15 protein-coding genes are annotated in these 16,980 nt (G+C 68.7%); 10 read left to right on the top strand and 5 right to left on the bottom strand.

Annotation, left to right across the window (positions count from 1 at the left end; all coding sequences use genetic code 11):
* Positions 1 to 10: 10 nt before the first annotated feature.
* Positions 11 to 1,492: a family 43 glycosylhydrolase gene (locus ACFOWZ_RS05410; protein WP_382369658.1), complete on the bottom strand. Its 1,482-nt coding sequence runs from the start codon at positions 1,490 to 1,492 to the stop codon at positions 11 to 13.
* Between the two features lie 32 nt (positions 1,493 to 1,524).
* Here ACFOWZ_RS05410 and ACFOWZ_RS05405 point away from each other — a divergent pair, with 32 nt between their 5' ends.
* Entirely contained in the window at positions 1,525 to 1,659 is a 135-nt protein-coding gene (locus ACFOWZ_RS05405; protein WP_382369655.1) for a hypothetical protein, read from the top strand.
* Between the two features lie 4 nt (positions 1,660 to 1,663).
* On the opposite strand, the gene ACFOWZ_RS05400 is transcribed toward ACFOWZ_RS05405, so the two are convergent.
* Positions 1,664 to 3,115, bottom strand: coding sequence for a family 43 glycosylhydrolase (locus ACFOWZ_RS05400; protein WP_382369652.1), 1,452 nt, complete (start codon positions 3,113 to 3,115; stop codon positions 1,664 to 1,666).
* Between the two features lie 332 nt (positions 3,116 to 3,447).
* On the opposite strand from ACFOWZ_RS05400, the gene ACFOWZ_RS05395 reads away from it, so the two are divergent.
* Entirely contained in the window at positions 3,448 to 4,224 is a 777-nt protein-coding gene (locus ACFOWZ_RS05395) for a DUF1963 domain-containing protein (RefSeq protein WP_382369649.1), read from the top strand.
* 56 nt (positions 4,225 to 4,280) lie between these two features.
* On the opposite strand, the gene ACFOWZ_RS05390 is transcribed toward ACFOWZ_RS05395, so the two are convergent.
* Complete coding sequence (locus ACFOWZ_RS05390) at positions 4,281 to 5,570, bottom strand: glycosyltransferase (protein WP_382369646.1); 1,290 nt, start codon at positions 5,568 to 5,570, stop codon at positions 4,281 to 4,283.
* An 83-nt stretch (positions 5,571 to 5,653) separates the two neighbouring features.
* On the opposite strand from ACFOWZ_RS05390, the gene ACFOWZ_RS05385 reads away from it, so the two are divergent.
* Positions 5,654 to 6,280: a TetR/AcrR family transcriptional regulator gene (locus ACFOWZ_RS05385; RefSeq protein ID WP_382369643.1), complete on the top strand. Its 627-nt coding sequence runs from the start codon at positions 5,654 to 5,656 to the stop codon at positions 6,278 to 6,280.
* Between the two features lie 219 nt (positions 6,281 to 6,499).
* On the opposite strand, the gene ACFOWZ_RS05380 is transcribed toward ACFOWZ_RS05385, so the two are convergent.
* Positions 6,500 to 7,558 (bottom strand): type III polyketide synthase, encoded by a 1,059-nt coding sequence (locus ACFOWZ_RS05380; RefSeq protein WP_382369640.1) that lies wholly within the window; start codon positions 7,556 to 7,558, stop codon positions 6,500 to 6,502.
* 132 nt (positions 7,559 to 7,690) lie between these two features.
* Between ACFOWZ_RS05380 and ACFOWZ_RS05375 the strand changes: the two genes are divergently transcribed.
* Positions 7,691 to 8,710 carry an aldo/keto reductase gene (locus tag ACFOWZ_RS05375; RefSeq protein WP_382369637.1) on the top strand — a complete coding sequence of 340 codons (1,020 nt, stop codon included), beginning with the start codon at positions 7,691 to 7,693 and terminating at the stop codon, positions 8,708 to 8,710.
* Here ACFOWZ_RS05375 and ACFOWZ_RS05370 read toward each other — a convergent pair.
* Positions 8,703 to 9,071: a MerR family transcriptional regulator gene (locus ACFOWZ_RS05370; protein WP_382369634.1), complete on the bottom strand. Its 369-nt coding sequence runs from the start codon at positions 9,069 to 9,071 to the stop codon at positions 8,703 to 8,705. The genes ACFOWZ_RS05375 and ACFOWZ_RS05370 overlap by 8 nt on opposite strands.
* A gap of 52 nt (positions 9,072 to 9,123) precedes the next feature.
* Between ACFOWZ_RS05370 and ACFOWZ_RS05365 the strand changes: the two genes are divergently transcribed.
* From ACFOWZ_RS05365 to ACFOWZ_RS05340, 6 genes are all read left to right on the top strand, one after another.
* Complete coding sequence (locus ACFOWZ_RS05365; RefSeq protein WP_382369631.1) at positions 9,124 to 9,897, top strand: SDR family NAD(P)-dependent oxidoreductase; 774 nt, start codon at positions 9,124 to 9,126, stop codon at positions 9,895 to 9,897.
* Between the two features lie 118 nt (positions 9,898 to 10,015).
* Positions 10,016 to 13,606: a S8 family peptidase gene (locus tag ACFOWZ_RS05360; RefSeq protein ID WP_382369628.1), complete on the top strand. Its 3,591-nt coding sequence runs from the start codon at positions 10,016 to 10,018 to the stop codon at positions 13,604 to 13,606.
* Positions 13,607 to 13,695: 89 nt separating this feature from the next.
* Positions 13,696 to 14,775, top strand: coding sequence for a sensor histidine kinase (locus ACFOWZ_RS05355; protein WP_382369625.1), 1,080 nt, complete (start codon positions 13,696 to 13,698; stop codon positions 14,773 to 14,775).
* Positions 14,772 to 15,437, top strand: a complete 666-nt coding sequence (locus ACFOWZ_RS05350; RefSeq protein WP_382369623.1) for a response regulator transcription factor — start codon at positions 14,772 to 14,774, stop codon at positions 15,435 to 15,437. The genes ACFOWZ_RS05355 and ACFOWZ_RS05350 overlap by 4 nt, the downstream gene beginning before the upstream one ends.
* A 53-nt stretch (positions 15,438 to 15,490) precedes the next feature.
* Positions 15,491 to 16,195 (top strand): ABC transporter ATP-binding protein, encoded by a 705-nt coding sequence (locus ACFOWZ_RS05345; RefSeq protein ID WP_382369620.1) that lies wholly within the window; start codon positions 15,491 to 15,493, stop codon positions 16,193 to 16,195.
* Positions 16,192 to 16,974 carry an ABC transporter permease gene (locus ACFOWZ_RS05340; RefSeq protein ID WP_382369617.1) on the top strand — a complete coding sequence of 261 codons (783 nt, stop codon included), beginning with the start codon at positions 16,192 to 16,194 and terminating at the stop codon, positions 16,972 to 16,974. Before ACFOWZ_RS05345 ends, ACFOWZ_RS05340 begins: the two co-directional genes overlap by 4 nt.
* The last annotated feature ends 6 nt before the right edge of the window (positions 16,975 to 16,980 follow it).

Raw genomic sequence — 16,980 nt, 5'->3', positions numbered from 1 at the left:
CGTGTCCGCGTCAGGCGAGGTCCCACTGCTGGACGGCCAGGCCGTTGCAGGTCCACTGGCGGATCTCGGCGCCGGGCTGGGTGCCCCAGTTGTAGTTGTCCAGGCACAGGCCGCTGTGCTTGTTGACCAGCGTGGTGCGGCCGTTGGTGGTGGTCAGCCGCCACTGCTGGACCGCGAGGCCGTTGCACGTGTACTGCTGCACCGGTGAGCCCGGTGCGGTCGCGAAGTCCTTGTTGTCCAAGCACAATCCGTTGTAGCCGTTGAAGATCTCGTAGTAGCCGTCGCCCTTCGGCGTGAGGTACCAGTCCTGCACGGCCGCGGTGTTGCAGGTCCACTGCCGGACCTCGGCGCCGGGCTTGAGACCGAAGTTGTAGTCGTCCAGGCACAACGCGCTGTGCCGGTTCTTGATGTGCACGCGCGCCACCGGACCGCCGGTCTCACCCGAGGGGCCTTGCAGCACGGTGGAGGTGGAGACCGGGGTGCCCAGGTTCGGCGTGCCGTCGGCGTTCCACGAGATCTTCTGGACGCGGGTGGTGCGGGTCGTGCCGCAGCCCTGCGACGCCGAGTCGTTGGCGTGGTAGGCGATCCACGTCTCGGCGCCGTCCGGCGAGGTGAAGAACGAGTGGTGGCCGGGGCCGAAAACTCCGTTCGCGTCGTTGCGCTCGAAGATCGGGCTCTGGAACTTCGACCAGGAGCTCGCCGCCAGCGGATCGCCGCCCGTGTACTCCAGCATGCCCAGCTTGTAGTTGGGGCCCCAGCACGCGCTGGCCGAGTACGTCAGGAACGTGCGGCCGTTGCGCTGCAACGCGAACGACCCCTCGTTGACGTTGCCCTCCTGCCGCTCCCAGGCCAGCGTGGGCGCGGAGATGCGGGTGCCGAACGCCGAGACGGACCACGGCGTGTCCATCGGCGCGATGAACAGCGACTGCAGGCCGTCCGAGCCGAACGCGGAGAAGTGGAAGTAGTTGGCGCCGTTGAGCTTGAGCACCGCGCCGTCGATCGCCCAACCGCCGTTGGGCATCAGGTTGAGGATGCCGCGGTAGGTGTACGGCCCCAACGGGTCACTGCCCGCGCTCTCCAGGACGTGCGTGCGGCGCTCGCCGAACCCCGCCTTGGGCTGCACCGAGTAGTAGATGTACCAACGGTTGTTGATCTGCTCCAGGTGTGGCGCCCACATCGTGCAGCAGCCGTCGTTCTGGGTCGCCGTGAAGACCCGCTGCTCCGGAGCGCTGCGCAGGGCGGCGATCGTGGTCGACTTGCGCATCACGATGTCGGACGTCCACGTCGTCGCCACGTAGTAGTACGCGCCGTTGTAGGTGACCAGCGTGGGGTCCGCGCTGTTCGGCAGAGGCACGACGGGGTTGACGAACGACGGGCCGGGCGCCGCGACCGCGACACCCTGGCCGATCAGGACTGACGACAGCGCCAGGAAGAAGCTCGCGACGAGCGACAGCAGACGCCGCGAGGCTGGACGGGGCCGGGAAGACATCATGATCACTCCGGGGTGCCACAGGGTTCGGACTCGTGCGGGCTCGCACGGCCGCGTTGCACGACACGGGGACAGGCGCGATCGGCTCCACGGTCGAGTGGAGCGGCGGTGGCCGGGCGGTGGCCGGGCTGACCACCGCCCGGCCACCGAGGTTCGGCTACGACAGGTGAAGCGTCACTCCAGGACGAACGTGGAGTCGGCGCGGGCGACCGCGTCGGTCGCGGTGGTCAGGTTGACGGTGGTGCCGTTGTGGCGCAGGTAGCGGCCGGGGAAGTTCTGCGACTCGAACGACACCGCCGAACTGTCGGCCAGACCCGCGCGCTGGAAGAAGCTGGCGTCGTTGCGGAACAGCGCGCTGCCGTCGTTGCGCTCGACCCAGAACTCGTAGTTGCGGTGCCGCAGGTAGTAGCCAGGGAAGTTGGTCGACTCCAGCGACACCGTGCCGGAGCCGTTGAGGCCGGTCACGATCCGGAACTGCGAGTCCGCCAACGGGTTGACACCGGCCTCGACCCTGGCCCGGTACTCCCAGTGCCGCACGAACCGGTCCGGGAAGTTGTACGACTTGAGCCGCACCGGGGTGACGCCGTCGGCGACCGGGATGCCGAAGTTCGGTGTGCCGTCGGCGTTCCAGTAGATCTTCTGCACGCGGGTGCGGCGGTCGGGGTTGAGGAGTGGATCGCCGACGATGTCGCGGTAGCTGCGGTCGTGGTAGACGAGGATGTCGCTCTGCCCGTCCTCGGACACCGTGAACGAGTTGTGGCCGGGGCCGTACTGGCTCGTCGCGGAGTTGCTGGCGAACACCGGGTTCTGACTCTTGGTCCACGACGACGGGTTGAGCAGGTCGGCCGTCGACGACGCGGAAAGCATGCCGAGGCAGTAGTTCGCGTCGGTGGCGCTGGCGGAGTAGGTCAGGAAGATCCGGCCGTCGCGCTGGATCACCGCCGGTCCCTCGTTGACCCTGTTCCTGCGGGTTTCCCAGGCCAACGTCGGCGAGGTCAGCTTCGTGACCGTCCCGGTGATCGTCCACGGGTCGGCGCCCATCCGCGCGAGGTAGATGCTGGAGTCGCCGCCGGGCTCGGCCTGCGCCCAGCTCAGGTACCGGACGCCGTTCGCCACGAACGTGGTCTCGTCGAGCGAGAACGTGTCCCACGGCGTGACGATCCGCCCGCGCTCCACCCAGGTGCCGGTGAGCGGGTTGGGGTCGGCGGTCTCCAGCACGTACATGCGGATGCGCCACTTGTCGTCGGACCGCCCGGCGGTGAAGTAGACGTACCACTTGCCGTTGATGAAGTGGATCTCCGGCGCCCAGATGTGCGCGCCCATCTCCCCGGTGGCGTGCTTGCGCCAGATCACCGTCTCGGGCGCGCTCGCCAGCCCCTGGATCGTGGTGGCGCGGCGCAGCACGATCCGGTCGTACTCCGGCACCGTCGCGGTGAAGTAGTAGAAGCCGTCGGTGTGCTTGAAGACGTGCGGGTCCGCCCGCTGCTCCGCCAACGAGTTCGTGAACTGCACGGCCGGCGACGCGTGCGCCGCGGGCACCACCACCAGGCCTGCGAATGCGGTGGCGACCGCCAACGCGACCACAGCCAGTCTGCGGACGAACCGCCTCGGAACAGCAGTGTTCATCGGTCCACTCCATCGTGGGGGTCGAGGGGGTGTGAACGCTAACAGCGGCCGTACGTGCAGCTCAAGACCTTCTTTCCGGAAAGTTGCATCTTTCGGTGGTCGGGCCTCCGCCGACTGGTGGTATTCGGCCTCGAACGGTCTGAGTGGATCCGCTGCTGCCTGTTCGGCAGCATCGCTGTTAGCGATAACAAGAACAGGTTCGCATCGGGCCCGTGCGACAGCTTGTCGGCGGGAATCGCCTCGAGATCGGGCCGGTCCCAAGTGGACAGAAGTTCGTGTGCGAGTTCCGGGAAGACGTGAACGCGTGATCGCGCAACTGGCAGGATCACGCAGTGACCTTCGTCGGTGAGCGCGTCATCGCAGGACTGGCCGAGCGACACGGAGTTCCTCTGGACGTGGCGCAGGAGTTGAGCGGGCTGCTGCGTCCTTCTGTTCTCCTGGTGCGGCACGAGGACCTGCCGGGCGGCGTCGAGTCGCCTGGTCGTCCTGCCGGGCGAACAGGTGGACTGCCTTCGCTGCCGGAGGGCGTCGAGTGGCCGGCCGGGGCCGGACCGTTCGCGTTGGCCGTGGACTGCGCGTCCCTGCCCGGCGGCTGTCTGGACATCGCCCTGCCGCCGGACGGGCGTCTGGTGTTCTTCACCAGCTTCCGGTACGAACCCGAGCGCTCCGCGGTGCTTCACGTTCCCGCGGGGGTTCCCACGACAGAGCGTGTTCCACCGGAAGGCATGGACGACCAGGAAATCGTTCCCCACGAACCGCACTCGTTGTACGCGGTGGCCGGGTTGACCATCGACCACGACTGGGACTGCGCCCCTGCGACGAGGGCGTTCGGCGACAGCGCACCGGACCGCGACGAGGTTCTGGAAGGCTTCGTGGAGGCGGTCGTGAACAGCGTCCACAGTGGACCTGCACCTCACGCTGTCGCGCAGATCGGTGGGTTCTCGAGGCAATGGCAGGTGCCGCCCGATCAGGACGGGCTCGTGCTGCTGATCCAGATCGCGGGAAACGGCGTCGACGAGACCCTGTTCACGTTGAACCTGGCCGTGGGAACCCGCGAGGACATCGCCGCCAGGCGCTGGGAGAAAATCGAGTGGGAGCAGCAGTGCTGAACCGTGCAGCGAACGCTGTGCGGCGGGCGAGACCGTGTGGCCTCGCCCGCCGCGTCTCACTTCCGGAACGCTTCCGCGACGACGTCCGTGATCAGCCGCAGACCGTCGACCTTCTCGTACGCCCGTGACAGTTCGGCGACCCTGTCCCGATAGGACGGTGTCGTCAGGATCTGCCGGACGGCGCCTGCCACCTCCTCCGGCTTCGGACGCTGGGTTCGCAGGTCGATGCCGAGGCCGAGCAGTCCGACCCGCGCGGCGATCGCGGGTTTGTCCTCGGTCTGGCCCGCCACCACGACCGGAACGCCCGCGGCGAGCGCCTGCTGCGTGGCGCCGTAGCCGCCGTTGGTGACGAACACGTCCGCACGCGGCAGCAACCGGTCGAACGGCACGAACTCCTCGATGACGGCGTTCGCCGGCACGGGCCACGTCAGGGCGGCGGCCGGGCGTCCTAACGCTGCCACCACCAGGACGTCCTCGCCGTCGAACGCGGCCAGCGTCGGCTCGACCAGCTCGGAGAGGTCGTCGTTGGCCAGCGTGCCCTGCGTCACCACGACGACCGGGCGGTCGCCGTCCAGCTCGGGCCACCAGGCGGGTTCGGTCCAGCTCTCGGGGGCGACCGGCGGCAGCGGCCCGACGAACCGCACCAGGTTCTCCGGCAGGTCGGAGCGGGGGAACTCGAACTCCGGCACGGTCAGCTGCAGCACGTCGTCCGGCTCGGTGTACATCGTGGCGAAGTAGTTCGGCATCGTGAACCCGGTTGCGCCCAGGCCTTCGACCACTCGCTGCAGGTGCTCGGCCGCACCGGACAGCGCGGCGGCGAGCCCGGCGTTCATCGCGCGGTTCGCCTCCACCTGCTCGGTACCCGGAGCAACCGGCGCCGGGCCGAACGGCGTGGTGTCGTCACTGGGGTAGTAGAGCGGCGAGATGCCGACGCCGATCCAGCGACGCGGCCGGACACCGGCGCCGTGCAGCGACGGCAGGCCGCCGAGGAACATCAGCTCGGCGACGACCACCGCGTCCGGGTCTTCGGTCAGCAACTCCTGGATCAGCGCGTGCTGGTCGGGGATGGCGTCGCCGAAGACGTGGGAGATGTCCCAGGTGAGCATCTCGGGGCCGGGGGAGAGCGTGAACCGCTCCGGGAAGAACTCGGCCATCCGGCGGTCGTCGTAGGCGGCCTTCCCGGTCAGGGGCCGGAGGGTGGCGCCCACCTGCGCGACGTGGTCGGCGAACCGCTCACCACCGACGAAGGTGACGTCATGTCCGGCGGTGACGAGCTCGCCGGCGATCTGGATCATCGGGAACGTGTGGCCCGCCAGCGGACTGGCGGCCACGACAACACGACTCACGAGTTGCTCTCTCCTGAATTCGGCAGAACGATGTTCCGGTCAATTTCGCCTTAGACTATCTCGTAAGGGGCGAAAGGAGAGATGTGGCCCGCACCTATCGCTCACCGTCGCGGGAGAACCGGGCTGAGCAGACGAAAGTCCAGATCTGCCTGGCCGCGATACCCCTCTTCTCCGAACAGGGGTATGCGGCGACGTCGATGCGCCAGCTCGCCACCGTCGCCGGTGTCTCCATGGACACGATCTACACGTTGGGGGGCAAGTCCGACGTGTTCCTCCGTGCGCTGGAGATCACGTTGAGCGGAACGACCGACGGCACGGCTCTGTACGCACGCCCGGAACTCGCCACGCCGCCGCCGGGCGGAACGCTCGCCGACGCTCTCGCACTCGTCTCCGCGACGCTGACGGACGCGAACCGGCGCAGCGCCGGCATGTGGTCGGCCTTCGTGGAGGGCGCGAACACCGAACCGGCGCTCGCGGTCGCCTATCGCAAGAGGATCGAGGACATGCGGGAGGAAGGCCGCCGCCTGATCCACCGTCTGGTGGAGTGGGGACTCTGCCGGCTTCCCGACGACGTCGACCGCACGGTCGACCTGTGCTGGGTCACCGCGCAGCACAGCGCCTACACGTTGCTGGTGCGGGACTGCGGGTGGAGCCAGGAGGAGTACCAGAGCATGATGCTCGAGCGGTTCCTGGAACTGCTCGACCGCTAAGCACCAGGCCAAACTCCTGTCCGCACCGCCGCTGCCCCGGTTTTGGCGCGAAAAGCACGTTCGGGCCGCTAGATCGCCCGAACGTCACGTTCGCTCCCCAGGCCTGTTTGGCGCGAACGTGACATTGGGGCCGATAGATGGCCAGAACGTGCTTTTCGCGCCAAACAGGAGCAGTAACCGACAGGACTGTTGGCAGGACGCTAGTGCTGACAGCTGGCCTCACCACCTCAGCAGCACCAGTTCCGAGCAGAAGCCGGGTCCCATCGCCATCAGCACACCCCAGTCCCCGGCAGCCGGGGGTCGTTGGGCGAGCGTGTCGGCGAACACGTGCAGCACGGAGGCCGACGACAGGTTGCCGACCCGGTTGAGCGAGTTCCACGTCATCGTGAGGTGGCCGTGGTCCAGGCCGAGCGCCGCCTGGACGGCGTCGATCACCTTCGGCCCGCCGGTGTGGCAGATCCAGTGGGAGATGTCGTCGATCGCCAACGCGTGCGGTGCCAGGAGGTTGCGCACGTCGCCGGCCAGGTGCGCGCGCACGAGGCCGGGCACTTCCGCGCCGAGGACCATTCGCAAGCCCGTGGTGCCGACGTCGAAGCCCATCGCCCGCTCGGAATCCGGGTACAGGTGGCTCGCGGTGCCGACGACGCGGGGACCTGTCGCGGCGAGGGGGTGATCCACGCCGACCGCCACCACGGCGGCGGCACCGTCGCCGAACAGGCCGGACGCGATCATGTTGGCGGCGCTGAGGTCCTGGCGCTGCAAGGTGAGCGAGCACAGCTCGACGGCCACCAGCACCGCCACGGAACTCGGTGTGCCGAGGAGGATGTCGTGCAGGCGGGCCACCCCGGCCGCGCCGCCGACGCAGCCGAGCCCGAGGAGCGGTACCCGTTTGACGTCGGCCCGCATCCCGATCCGGGTCGCGATGCGGGCGTCGAGGGAAGGCACCGCGATTCCGGTGGTGGTCGTGGACATCACGACGTCCACGTCGGCCGGCTCGAGCCCGGCCGCGGACAGAGCACCGAGCACGGCGTCACAACCGAGGTCCACCGCCGCGGCCAGGAAGGCGTCGTTGGCCGCGGTGAAGCCGTCGAGGTCGACGTACTCCTCGATCGGTAGAGCCAGGTGCCGGGTGACGACCCGCGTGCTGGCGTGGAAGCGGTTCAGAAGGGCACGCGATGCCGTGTCGGGCTGGAACACCCGCGTCAGCTGGTCGGTGATCTGGGCCTGCGGGTAGCTGTGCGGGGGAAGGACGCCGTGGACTGCCGCTATTGCGGTCATCGGGCAGCCGAGGCACTTCTTCTCGAGGGCGCGGACGTCATGCCTCGAACGTTAAGGTATGACGTTGGCGTCAAGGTCAAGAAGTTCTTCGGGGACGCCCGATTCCCTATGTTCCCAACGGAAGGATCTTCAATGGCACGGCTCGGCCGCTCCGGCGTCGAAGTGTTCCCGCTGGTGCTCGGTGGGAACACGTTCGGCTGGACCAGTGACGAGAAGGGGTCGCACCGGGTGTTGGACGCGTTCGTCGCGGGCGGTGGGAACTTCGTCGACACCGCGGACAGCTACACCGCGGCCGTGCCGGGCAACTCCGGTGGTGAGTCGGAGACGATCATCGGTTCGTGGCTGGCTGCCCGCGGGAATCGCGACAGCCTGGTCCTCGGTACCAAGGTGAGTCAGCACCCCGCGTTCAAGGGTCTGGCCGCCGGCAACGTCAAGGCGGCCCTGGAGGCATCGCTGGTCCGGTTGGGGACCGATCACGTCGATGTCTACTACGCGCACTTCGACGACCCCAAGACGCCACTTGCCGAGACCGCCGGTGCCTTCGACGCGCTGCACAAGGCGGGCAAGATTCGTGTGATCGGTTTGTCGAACTACACCGCTCCGAGGATCAAGGAGTGGCTCGACATCGCACGTCGTGAGGGGTACGAGCCGCCGACGGTCGTGCAGCCGGACTACAACCTCGTGACGCGTCACCGCTACGAGCGCGAGATCGCTCCCGTGCTGGCTGAGGAGGGAATGGTGGCGGTGCCGTACTTCGCGCTGGCAAGCGGTTTCCTCACCGGCAAGTACCGCCAGGTCGGCGCTCATCGCAAGGCGCTGCCGTACTTCCAGCTGATCGGCGCGTTCCTCACCGGCAAGAACCGCAGGAACAGGCAGGAGTTCGGCGAGATCGTCCGTCGCGTTGTCGCCGGCCGGTACTTCACCGAGGCGGGGCTCGCTGTGGTCGAGGCGGTCGAGGACATCGCTTCCGCCAGGGGAGTGGAGATGTCGACTGTGGCGATCGCCTGGTTGCGCGGGCGCCCAGGTGTCGTCGCCCCGATCGCGAGCGCACGTACCGTTGAACAACTCCCGGCGTTGATGGCGTCGGCGGAGTTCGAGCTCACCGCGGACGAGACGACCGCACTGGACGAGGTTTCCGCACGGGTCAAGTGATGCCGCGTCTTGGCGCCTCGTAGCCCTCGGTGAGATAGGTGTCCAGTCGCCGGCGACGCTCGGCGATGTGCTGCTCCTGTCGCACGAGTTCGTCACGGACCTGCCGGACGCGCGTCAGGAGTTCGGCGCAGTCGCCGGGCGGGTGCTCGTCTCGGGCGCACGGCAGGATTTCGCGGACCACGTCGGAGGACAGGCCGGCCTGGAACAGGTCCTGGATGAACGCGACGATCTTGATCGACTCGGGAGCGTACTCGCGGTACCCGTTGGGCCGGCGCTCGCTGCGCAGCAGGCCCTGTTGTTCGTAGTAGCGCAGTGCCCGGCTGCTGACGCCGGTCGCCTTGCTCAACTCCCCGATGCGCACGCGTCAGTTCACCTTGACCTTGACGTGGACGTCAAGGTTTAGCGTCGATGTCATGATCACAGCAGTGCAGATGCGCGACAGGTTCGCCGTCGTCACCGGTGCCTCCAGCGGCATCGGGGCGGCTGTCGCCGAACGGCTGGCCGCTCACGGTGTGCACCTCGTCCTGGTCGCCCGCAATGCCGGCAAGCTCGAGGAAGAGGCCGCGCGGCTGAGCCGGCGCCACGGAGTGACCGTGCACGCCGTCCCGCTCGATCTCGCCACCGCGGACGCGCCGACGCGGCTGGCGAAGACGTTGGCCGACCTGGGTATCGAGGTGGAGGTGCTGGTCAACAACGCCGGTGTCAGCACGCGAGGGCCGGTGCTCGACGGTGACCCTGCCCGGTTCCGGTCTGTGATCGACGTCAACGTCACCGCGTTGACCGAGCTCACCGCTCTCCTCATGCCCGCGATGGTCGCCCGTGGACACGGAGCTGTCGTCAACATCGCGAGCACCGGGGCGTACACACCCGCGCCCTACCTGGCGGTGTACGCGGCGACCAAGGCGTACGTCCTCTCGTTCACCCAGGCGCTGTGGGCCGAGACCCGTGGTACTGGAGTCCGGGTGGTGGAAGTCAGCCCCGGTCCCACGAAGACGCCGATGAACAGTCACGGCACACGGACCGCTGAAGCCGTTGCCAGCACGGTGTTCCGCGCCCTGTCAGGCAATCGACCGTCCGTCGTCGACGGCTGCACCAACAAGCTGATCACCTCCTTGTTCGGCAAGCTGATGCCGCGGCGCTTCGCCCTCGCCATCGCGCGGCGAGTGATGGCCAGAAGCGGTGCCTGACTCGGTTTCGTTGTGTGCGGCGAAAATCCCGGTTGTGAAGAGGTCATGAAGATCGCAGACAAGGCGCGGCGCGCACCCCTACGTTCGGGGACTCATCGGTCCCGCTCGAAGGATGCGCATGTACAGAAAACGAAGCGCGGCGTTGGTGGCCGCGCTCCTGCTCTCCGTCGTGGTGGCGACGCCGGCGACGGCGAGCGCAGGTGCGCCGCAAGCCGCGGCCACGCCTGGAGTCGTCACGCTGATCACAGGTGACCAGGTGGTCGTGGCGGGCGACCGGGTCTCGTCCGTGCGGATGGCGAAAGGCCGGGAGCGACTGCGCGCCTGGCGTTACCGGCTCGACGGCCACGACCACGTGGTGCCCGAGGACGCCGTCGCGGACCTCGAGGCAGGCAAGCTGGACCAGCGGCTGTTCGACGTGACCGGGCTCGTCCAGCAGGACTACGACGACCGGCACGAGTCCACCGTGCCGACGATCGTGACGAACTCCGGCGCGCGAGCCCTGACCACGGGCGTCACGGCGGTCTACATCCCGAAGGCCGAGGCGGCGCAACGCTGGCGTGAGCGCGGCTCGGTCAGTGTGGCGGCTGCTCAGGAGAAGATCTGGCTCAACGGCCGTGTCCGGCCCGTGCTCGACGGGAGCGTGAGGCAGATCGGCGCTCCGAAGGCGTGGCAGGCCGGGTTCCGCGGCGACGGTGTGAAGGTCGCGGTGCTGGACAGCGGGTACGACCGGGAACACCCGGATCTGAAGTCCGTTGTGGACTCGTCCGCGGACTTCACCGGTGAGGGCGTGCAGGACACGGACGGGCACGGCACCCACGTGGCCGGCACGATCGCGGGCAGCGGCGTGGCGTCGCAGGGGCGTTACCAGGGCGTCGCACCCGGCGCCCGGCTGTTGGTCGGCAAGGTGCTCGGCCAGTACGGCGGCAGGGAGGACTGGATCCTCAGCGGCATGCGGTGGGCCGTCGAGCAGGGCGCCGACGTGATCAACATGAGCATCGGCGGCAGCGTCACCGACGGCACGGATCTGATGTCCCAAGCGGTGAACCAGCTCTCCGAGTCCAGTGGCGCGCTGTTCGTCGTCGCGGCGGGGAACAACGGCGCTCGTGAGTCCGTGAGCTCGCCGGCTGCCGCGGACAGGGCGCTCACCGTGGCCAACGTGACCAAGCGGGACGAGCTGAACGCGACCTCCAGCCAGGGACCGAGGCGGGGTGACTTCGGGCTGAAGCCGGAGATCGCCGCGCCGGGCACGGACATCGTCGCCGCGCGGGCGGCCGGGACGCTCCCCGAGTACGCGGCCGGCGACTGGTACGCGCAGATCTCCGGTACCTCGATGGCGTCCCCGCACGTCGCCGGTGCCGCCGCGATCCTCGCTCAGCAACACCCCGACTGGACCGGCGAGCAGATCAAGAGCGCCCTGATCGGGTCGTCCCAGCGACTGCCGGGCATCTCCACGCTGGCCCAGGGCGCGGGCAGGCTCGACATCGCCCGCGGTGTCGCGCAACAGGTGCGTGCCGAGGGCGTGGCCGGGTTCGGCGCGGTGTGGGGCACGGCCGAGTCGACCCGCAAGATCACCTACGTCAACTCCGGGAGCACTCCGGTCACTCTCGCGCTGGACCTGGAGGTCGACCGCGAGGGCGTCCTTTCGGTGCCGAAGTCGGTGACCGTTCCGGCGGGTGGTTCGGCGGCGGTCACCGTGACCGCGCGTCCGTCCGCGCAACCGGCGGGCGATGTCACCGGAGTGCTGCGGGCGCGTGGCGGCGACGTGGTGCTGAACACTCCGGTGACCGGCCAGTTCAACGGCGAGCGGCGGACGTTGACCGTGAAGGTCCCCCCGAGGTCCGGCGAGACGTTCCAGGCGCTGGTCATCGCGCAGAACGAACGCACCGGCCAGGCGTACGCGGACTTCACCTCCGCCTCCACGGACTTGGTGACCCTCACCGTGGCGAACGGCCCGTACCGGGTCTTCGGGCTCATCGTGGACACCGCAGGCAACGACACGATGTTCGCCCAGCGCGTGGAGATCTCCAAGGACACCAACGTCGACGTGAACACCGCAGCGGGAAAGCCGATCACGGTCGGCGTGGACGACCCGGACGCGCGGCCGCAACTCGGCGGCGGGATCGGGCTCATGTCCGACCCCGACGAGTCCGGGCCGATGGAGTTCGCGGGCATCCTGCGCGGTGGTGTGCCCAGGGAAGGCGCCCGGTTGTACAGCGTCGCGGGCCCTCGGATGCCCGGCCTGACGTTGACGAGCCTCAGCTACTGGAACCACCCGTGGGCGCTGACGACGGTGAACGGGACCGGAGGCTTCGAGCTCGGGGACACGTACTTCCCGTGGACCAACGACTTCACGGGCACGCACACCGGCCGGCTGGTCGGCGTCGGTGAGGCGGACCGGGCGTCGATCGAGGCCGCCGGTGACGTTTCCGGCGCGATCGCGGTGATCACACCGAAGAACTGGGACGACCCGGTGTACCCGCCGGGTGAGCAGCTGATGGACGGCGTGAAGCTGCTGAAGCAGAAGGGCGCGCGTGCGGTGCTCTCCTTCTTCATGCCCAGCAGCGACTCGGACCCGGACGCCGAACCCGCGTTGCCGACCGGCCTCGTCTACAACGCGGCGGATCTGCGCCGCGTGCAGGACCTGATGGCGCAACGGACCGTGCAGGCCACGTTGTCAGTGCGGGCGAACAGCCCGGTGTCGTACTTCCTCGGCAAGGAGGTCAAGGGCGGTCTGCCCGGCGGGTACGACTTCGAGTTCGCCAGGGCGGGCCTCGGCCGGATCGAACGCAGGCTGATCGACACCATGCCACCGAGGACGTACCGATTCGGTTTCGCGTCGTGGAGTCTCGGGCTGATGCGTGCAGGGGCAGAGGTGGAGTCGAAGTGGCCGCAGCGCCGCACGGACTACGTCACACCCGGTGTCGGGGTGCAGTTGGCCGACACCGGCGCACACCTGGACAACGAGGACCAGTTGCACGCGGAGATCACGTTGCCGGTGCAGCTCGAGGCGGGGGAGAAGCGGACCTCCCGCGTCTTCGCCGCGCCGTTCGGGCCGGAGCTGACCACGCCGCCGATCTCGCGGCAGGACGGCAAACCGCTGCCGTGGGCGTACCGCACGCGCGACCGGATCAGCCTGACGATCCCGATGTTCTCCGACAGCGATCCCGCCACGGCCAGCTTCTTCACCCCGTTGCACACCGGGACGACCGTGTTGTCGCGGAACGGCAAGGAGATCGCCCGCGGAGACCGGCCCGCGCTCGGAACGTACGAGGTGCCTTCCGGTCCGGGGTGGTTCACCCTCACCGCCGAGGCCAAGCGGCCGCTCGGAAACCTCGACCCGGCACTGTCTCCCGCGGTGCGCTCGGAGTGGAGGTTCCACTCGCGGTCCGGCACCGATGAGCGGACGGCGTTGCCGTTGCTCGACATCAGGTACGCGCTGAACCTCGACGATCGCAACACCGCGCACGGTGCGGTGAGCGGCACGGTGTCCATCGCACATCAGCCCGGTGCACAGGCCGCGCGTGTGCGGTCGATCGGCGTGGAGGTTTCCTTCGACGACGGCGTCACGTGGCGCCGCGTCGAGGTCGCCGGCGGGAAGCTGGAGATTCCCGCGGGACCGGCGGGCTTCGCGTCGTTGCGCGCGACAGCCACCGACGTGCTGGGCAACTCGGTGACGGAGACGATCACCAGGGCCTACGCGGTGAAGTAGGGCCTGAGGGGGCATCACAGTCACAGTCGCAGTCCACGTCTGCGACTGTGATGCCCCCGGCACATCCGTCGCTCCGTAAGCTCGGTCGGGTGGTGTTCTCCAGGCTGCTGGTCGACGCGGGAGTCGCGGGACTCTGTGTACTGGTGTTCTGGCTGCCTCGCGGCACGCCGCCGAGTGCCTTGGCCGTGTTGGTCGTTGCCGGGGTGCTGCTCCGATCGCGGTGGCCGGTCGTGGCGTTCGGAACTGTCGCGGCGACGACCCTCGCGGGGGCACTTCTCGGCGTGGCCTGGGATCCGTTCGTGGCCGCGGCGTGGACGCTGTACCCGGTGGCGGTCGCGCACGGCAGTTCCAGGATGTCGCGGGCCATGTCGGTGGCACTCGGATTGACAGTGGTCGCAATGCTGTCGGTCGGGGTCACCGAGCGGCAGGACGTCCTGCGGTACGTCATCGTGAGCCTGCTCGTCCTGGCCGGCACCTGGCGGCTCGGTGAGGCGGTCCGGCGGGAGCGCCAGGAGGCCGCGCACGCCGGACGGGCCGAGGGCGCTCGTGCGGTGCTGGAGGAACGGTTGCGGGTGGCGCGGGAGGTGCACGACGTCGTCTCACATTCGCTCGGCACGATCGCGGTGACCGCCGGGGTGTCAGCCCACGTCGACGCAGGTGACGCCGAGAAGCTGCGGAACCGGCTGACTCGCATCGAGCGGGCGAGCAAGGACGCGATGGCCGATCTGCGTGCGGTGCTCGGCACGGTCAGAGACGCCGGAACGCCTGCCGAACGGCGGCCACAGCCGGGAGTGAAGGACCTCTCCGCCCTGACCCAGCGGATGCGCGCCGCCGGCATCGAGGTGGCTCTCACCGTGCGCGGCGCGGACGGCTTGCCGGCCGGCACAGGGCTGGCGGTGTACCGGATCGTGCAGGAGGGGCTGACGAACGCGGCCCGGCACGCCCCGGGCTGTCGTTGCGAGGTGACCGTCGACGCGCTGGACGGCACGGTGATCGTCGAGGTCACCGACGATGGTGGAACACTGGTCGAGACACGCCACCACGAGAAGGGGTTCGGGCTGATCGGGCTGCGGGAGCGGGTGGAATCACTCGGTGGAGAGCTGACGTTCGGTTCACGTCCGCAGGGCGGATTCACGTTGCGCGCGGTGCTGCCGGAGCCGGGCGAGTGAGCGGGCGGATCAGGGTCCTCGTCGCCGAGGACGACGAGGTGCTGCGTGGTTCGTTGTGCGAGCTGGTCGCCTCCGACGGATCGCTCGTGCTGGTCGGTGAGGCGCGTGACGGCGCGGAAGCGATCAGCGCCGTGCACCGCCTGTGCCCCGACGTGGTGCTGATGGACGTCCGGATGCCTGTGCTGGACGGACTCGAGGCCACCCGTGTGGTGTGCGCGACGCCGGCAGCGGTGCGGGTGCTGATCCTGACGACGTTCGACCTCGACGAGTACGTCTACGAGGCGTTGCGCGCAGGTGCCTCCGGGTTTCTGCTGAAGAACGCCGGCCCTCAGGAGATCCTGCACGCGATCCACACCGTCCACAACGGACATTCGCTGCTGGCACCCGAGGTCACGGGCAGGGTGATCGCGGAGTTCGCCAAGCAGCACCGCGCAGAACCTGACTTGGCGCGCTTCGCGGAGTTGACGGACCGCGAACACGACGTGGTGGCGGCGGTCGTGGAAGGAATGTCGAACGACGAGATCGCCACCGCGTTGTTTCTGAGCAGGGCCACGGTGAAGACGTACCTGAGCCGCCTCTTCGACAAGCTGGGCGTCCGTGACCGCACCCAGCTGGTGATCCTCGCCTACGAGTCGGGGTTCGTGAACACGCTCAGGCGATAGGTGTCAACCTTTGGCTGATGCACTCCCGCGCGGTGCGGCCGCAGGCTGGGGACATGATCGAAGTCTCCCACCTGGTCAAGCGGCACGGCCCGAAGGTGGCCGTGCGGGACGTCAGCTTCACCGCGAGAGCCGGGCGCGTCACCGGATTCCTCGGCCCGAACGGCGCCGGCAAGTCGTCCACACTGCGCATCCTGCTCGGTCTCGACTCGGCCGATTCCGGCACCGCACTCATCGGCGGCAAGCCGTACCGGACGTTGCGGAACCCGCTGCGAACCGTGGGTTCGTTGCTGGAAGGCAGTGGCGCACACCCGTCGCGGACCGCGCGCGGGCATCTGTCGTGGGTGGCGGCGAGCAACGGCATCCCGAGGACTCGGGTGCCGGAGGTGCTGGACCTCGTCGGACTCGGCGACGTCGGCCGCAAGCGGGTCGGCGGATTCTCGCTGGGCATGAACCAGCGACTGGGGCTGGCCACCGCACTGCTGGGTGAACCGGAGGTGCTGGTGCTGGACGAGCCGGTGAACGGTCTTGACCCGCGTGGCATCCGCTGGTTGCGCGAGTTTCTGCGGTCGTGCGCGGCGGACGGCCGGACTGTGCTGCTGTCGAGTCACCTGATGACCGAGTTGGCGAGCACCGCCGACGACCTGGTCGTGATCAACAACGGCGCGATCGTCCACAGTGGAACGACAGCCGAAGTGAGTGCGGGGCACACGTCCCTGGAGGACGCCTTCTTCGCACTCACCGGCACGGAGGACCGATGAGACACTTGAGTGCCGAGCTGCGCAAACTCGTCTCGCTCCGCGCGTCGCTCGTCGCCGCGGGACTGTGCTTCGTCGCAGCACCGGCGATAGCCGGGCTGAACGGGAACTCCGTGCGCACCCGTCTCGCCGCGGGTGACACCAGTCTGCTGAGCCACCGGTCCGTCGCCGAGGGCGGGTTCGAGGCCGTGATGTTCGCGGTGATCGCCGGCATCGTGCTCGGTGTCGTCATCATGAGCAGCGAGTACACCGCCAACGCCGGCGACGTCGGCGGCGGCAGGCAGATCCTGGCCACGCTGACCAGCGTCCCCAGGCGGGGCTCGCTGCTCGTGGCCAAGGCCGGCGCGCTCACGCTCGTGACCGTGCTGCTTTCGTCCGCCACGATCTTCACGGGGCTTGTCGTGGGACAGGCGCTGCTCGGGCCGTTCGGGCGTTCGCCGTGGCAGGCTGCCGGTGAACTCGGCTGGCGACTGCCCGGCGCCGTCTTCTACTGCGTCTGCATGGCGCTGATCGCCTTCGCTGTCACCACCATCACGCGCAGCGGCGTCGTCCCACTCATCGTGCTCATCGTCAACGGCTCGCTGGTTTCCGTGTCACTGCTGCTGTCCAAGGTCACGTCGTGGGCGAAGTTCCTCCCCGACGCCGCCGGAATTCACCTGTTCGCACGCGGAACCGCGTTCACAGAACAACTTCCGCCGTTGGTGGGAGCAGCTGTGCTGACGGCGTGGACCGTGCTCGGCCTGGTGGTGGGCGTGGTCGTCTTCGCCCGCCGCGACGCGTGAGCGGGA

The organism is Lentzea rhizosphaerae, assembly GCF_042649515.1.
Taxonomy (GTDB): Bacteria; Actinomycetota; Actinomycetes; order Mycobacteriales; family Pseudonocardiaceae; genus Lentzea; species Lentzea aerocolonigenes.
Note: the sequence above shows the minus strand (reverse complement) of the source record. Positions and strands in the feature narration are given on the sequence as shown.

What these genes read in the sequence shown, in the direction of transcription:
- ACFOWZ_RS05410 (WP_382369658.1), bottom strand. Translation starts at nt 1,492, where the DNA reads ATGATGTCTTCCCGGCCCCGTCCAGCCTCGCGGCGTCTGCTGTCGCTC.
- ACFOWZ_RS05400 (WP_382369652.1), bottom strand. Translation starts at nt 3,115, where the DNA reads ATGAACACTGCTGTTCCGAGGCGGTTCGTCCGCAGACTGGCTGTGGTC.
- ACFOWZ_RS05380 (WP_382369640.1), bottom strand. Translation starts at nt 7,558, where the DNA reads ATGACCGCAATAGCGGCAGTCCACGGCGTCCTTCCCCCGCACAGCTAC.
- ACFOWZ_RS05375 (WP_382369637.1), top strand. Translation starts at nt 7,691, where the DNA reads ATGGCACGGCTCGGCCGCTCCGGCGTCGAAGTGTTCCCGCTGGTGCTC.
- ACFOWZ_RS05365 (WP_382369631.1), top strand. Translation starts at nt 9,124, where the DNA reads ATGATCACAGCAGTGCAGATGCGCGACAGGTTCGCCGTCGTCACCGGT.
- ACFOWZ_RS05360 (WP_382369628.1), top strand. Translation starts at nt 10,016, where the DNA reads ATGTACAGAAAACGAAGCGCGGCGTTGGTGGCCGCGCTCCTGCTCTCC.
- ACFOWZ_RS05345 (WP_382369620.1), top strand. Translation starts at nt 15,491, where the DNA reads ATGATCGAAGTCTCCCACCTGGTCAAGCGGCACGGCCCGAAGGTGGCC.
- ACFOWZ_RS05340 (WP_382369617.1), top strand. Translation starts at nt 16,192, where the DNA reads ATGAGACACTTGAGTGCCGAGCTGCGCAAACTCGTCTCGCTCCGCGCG.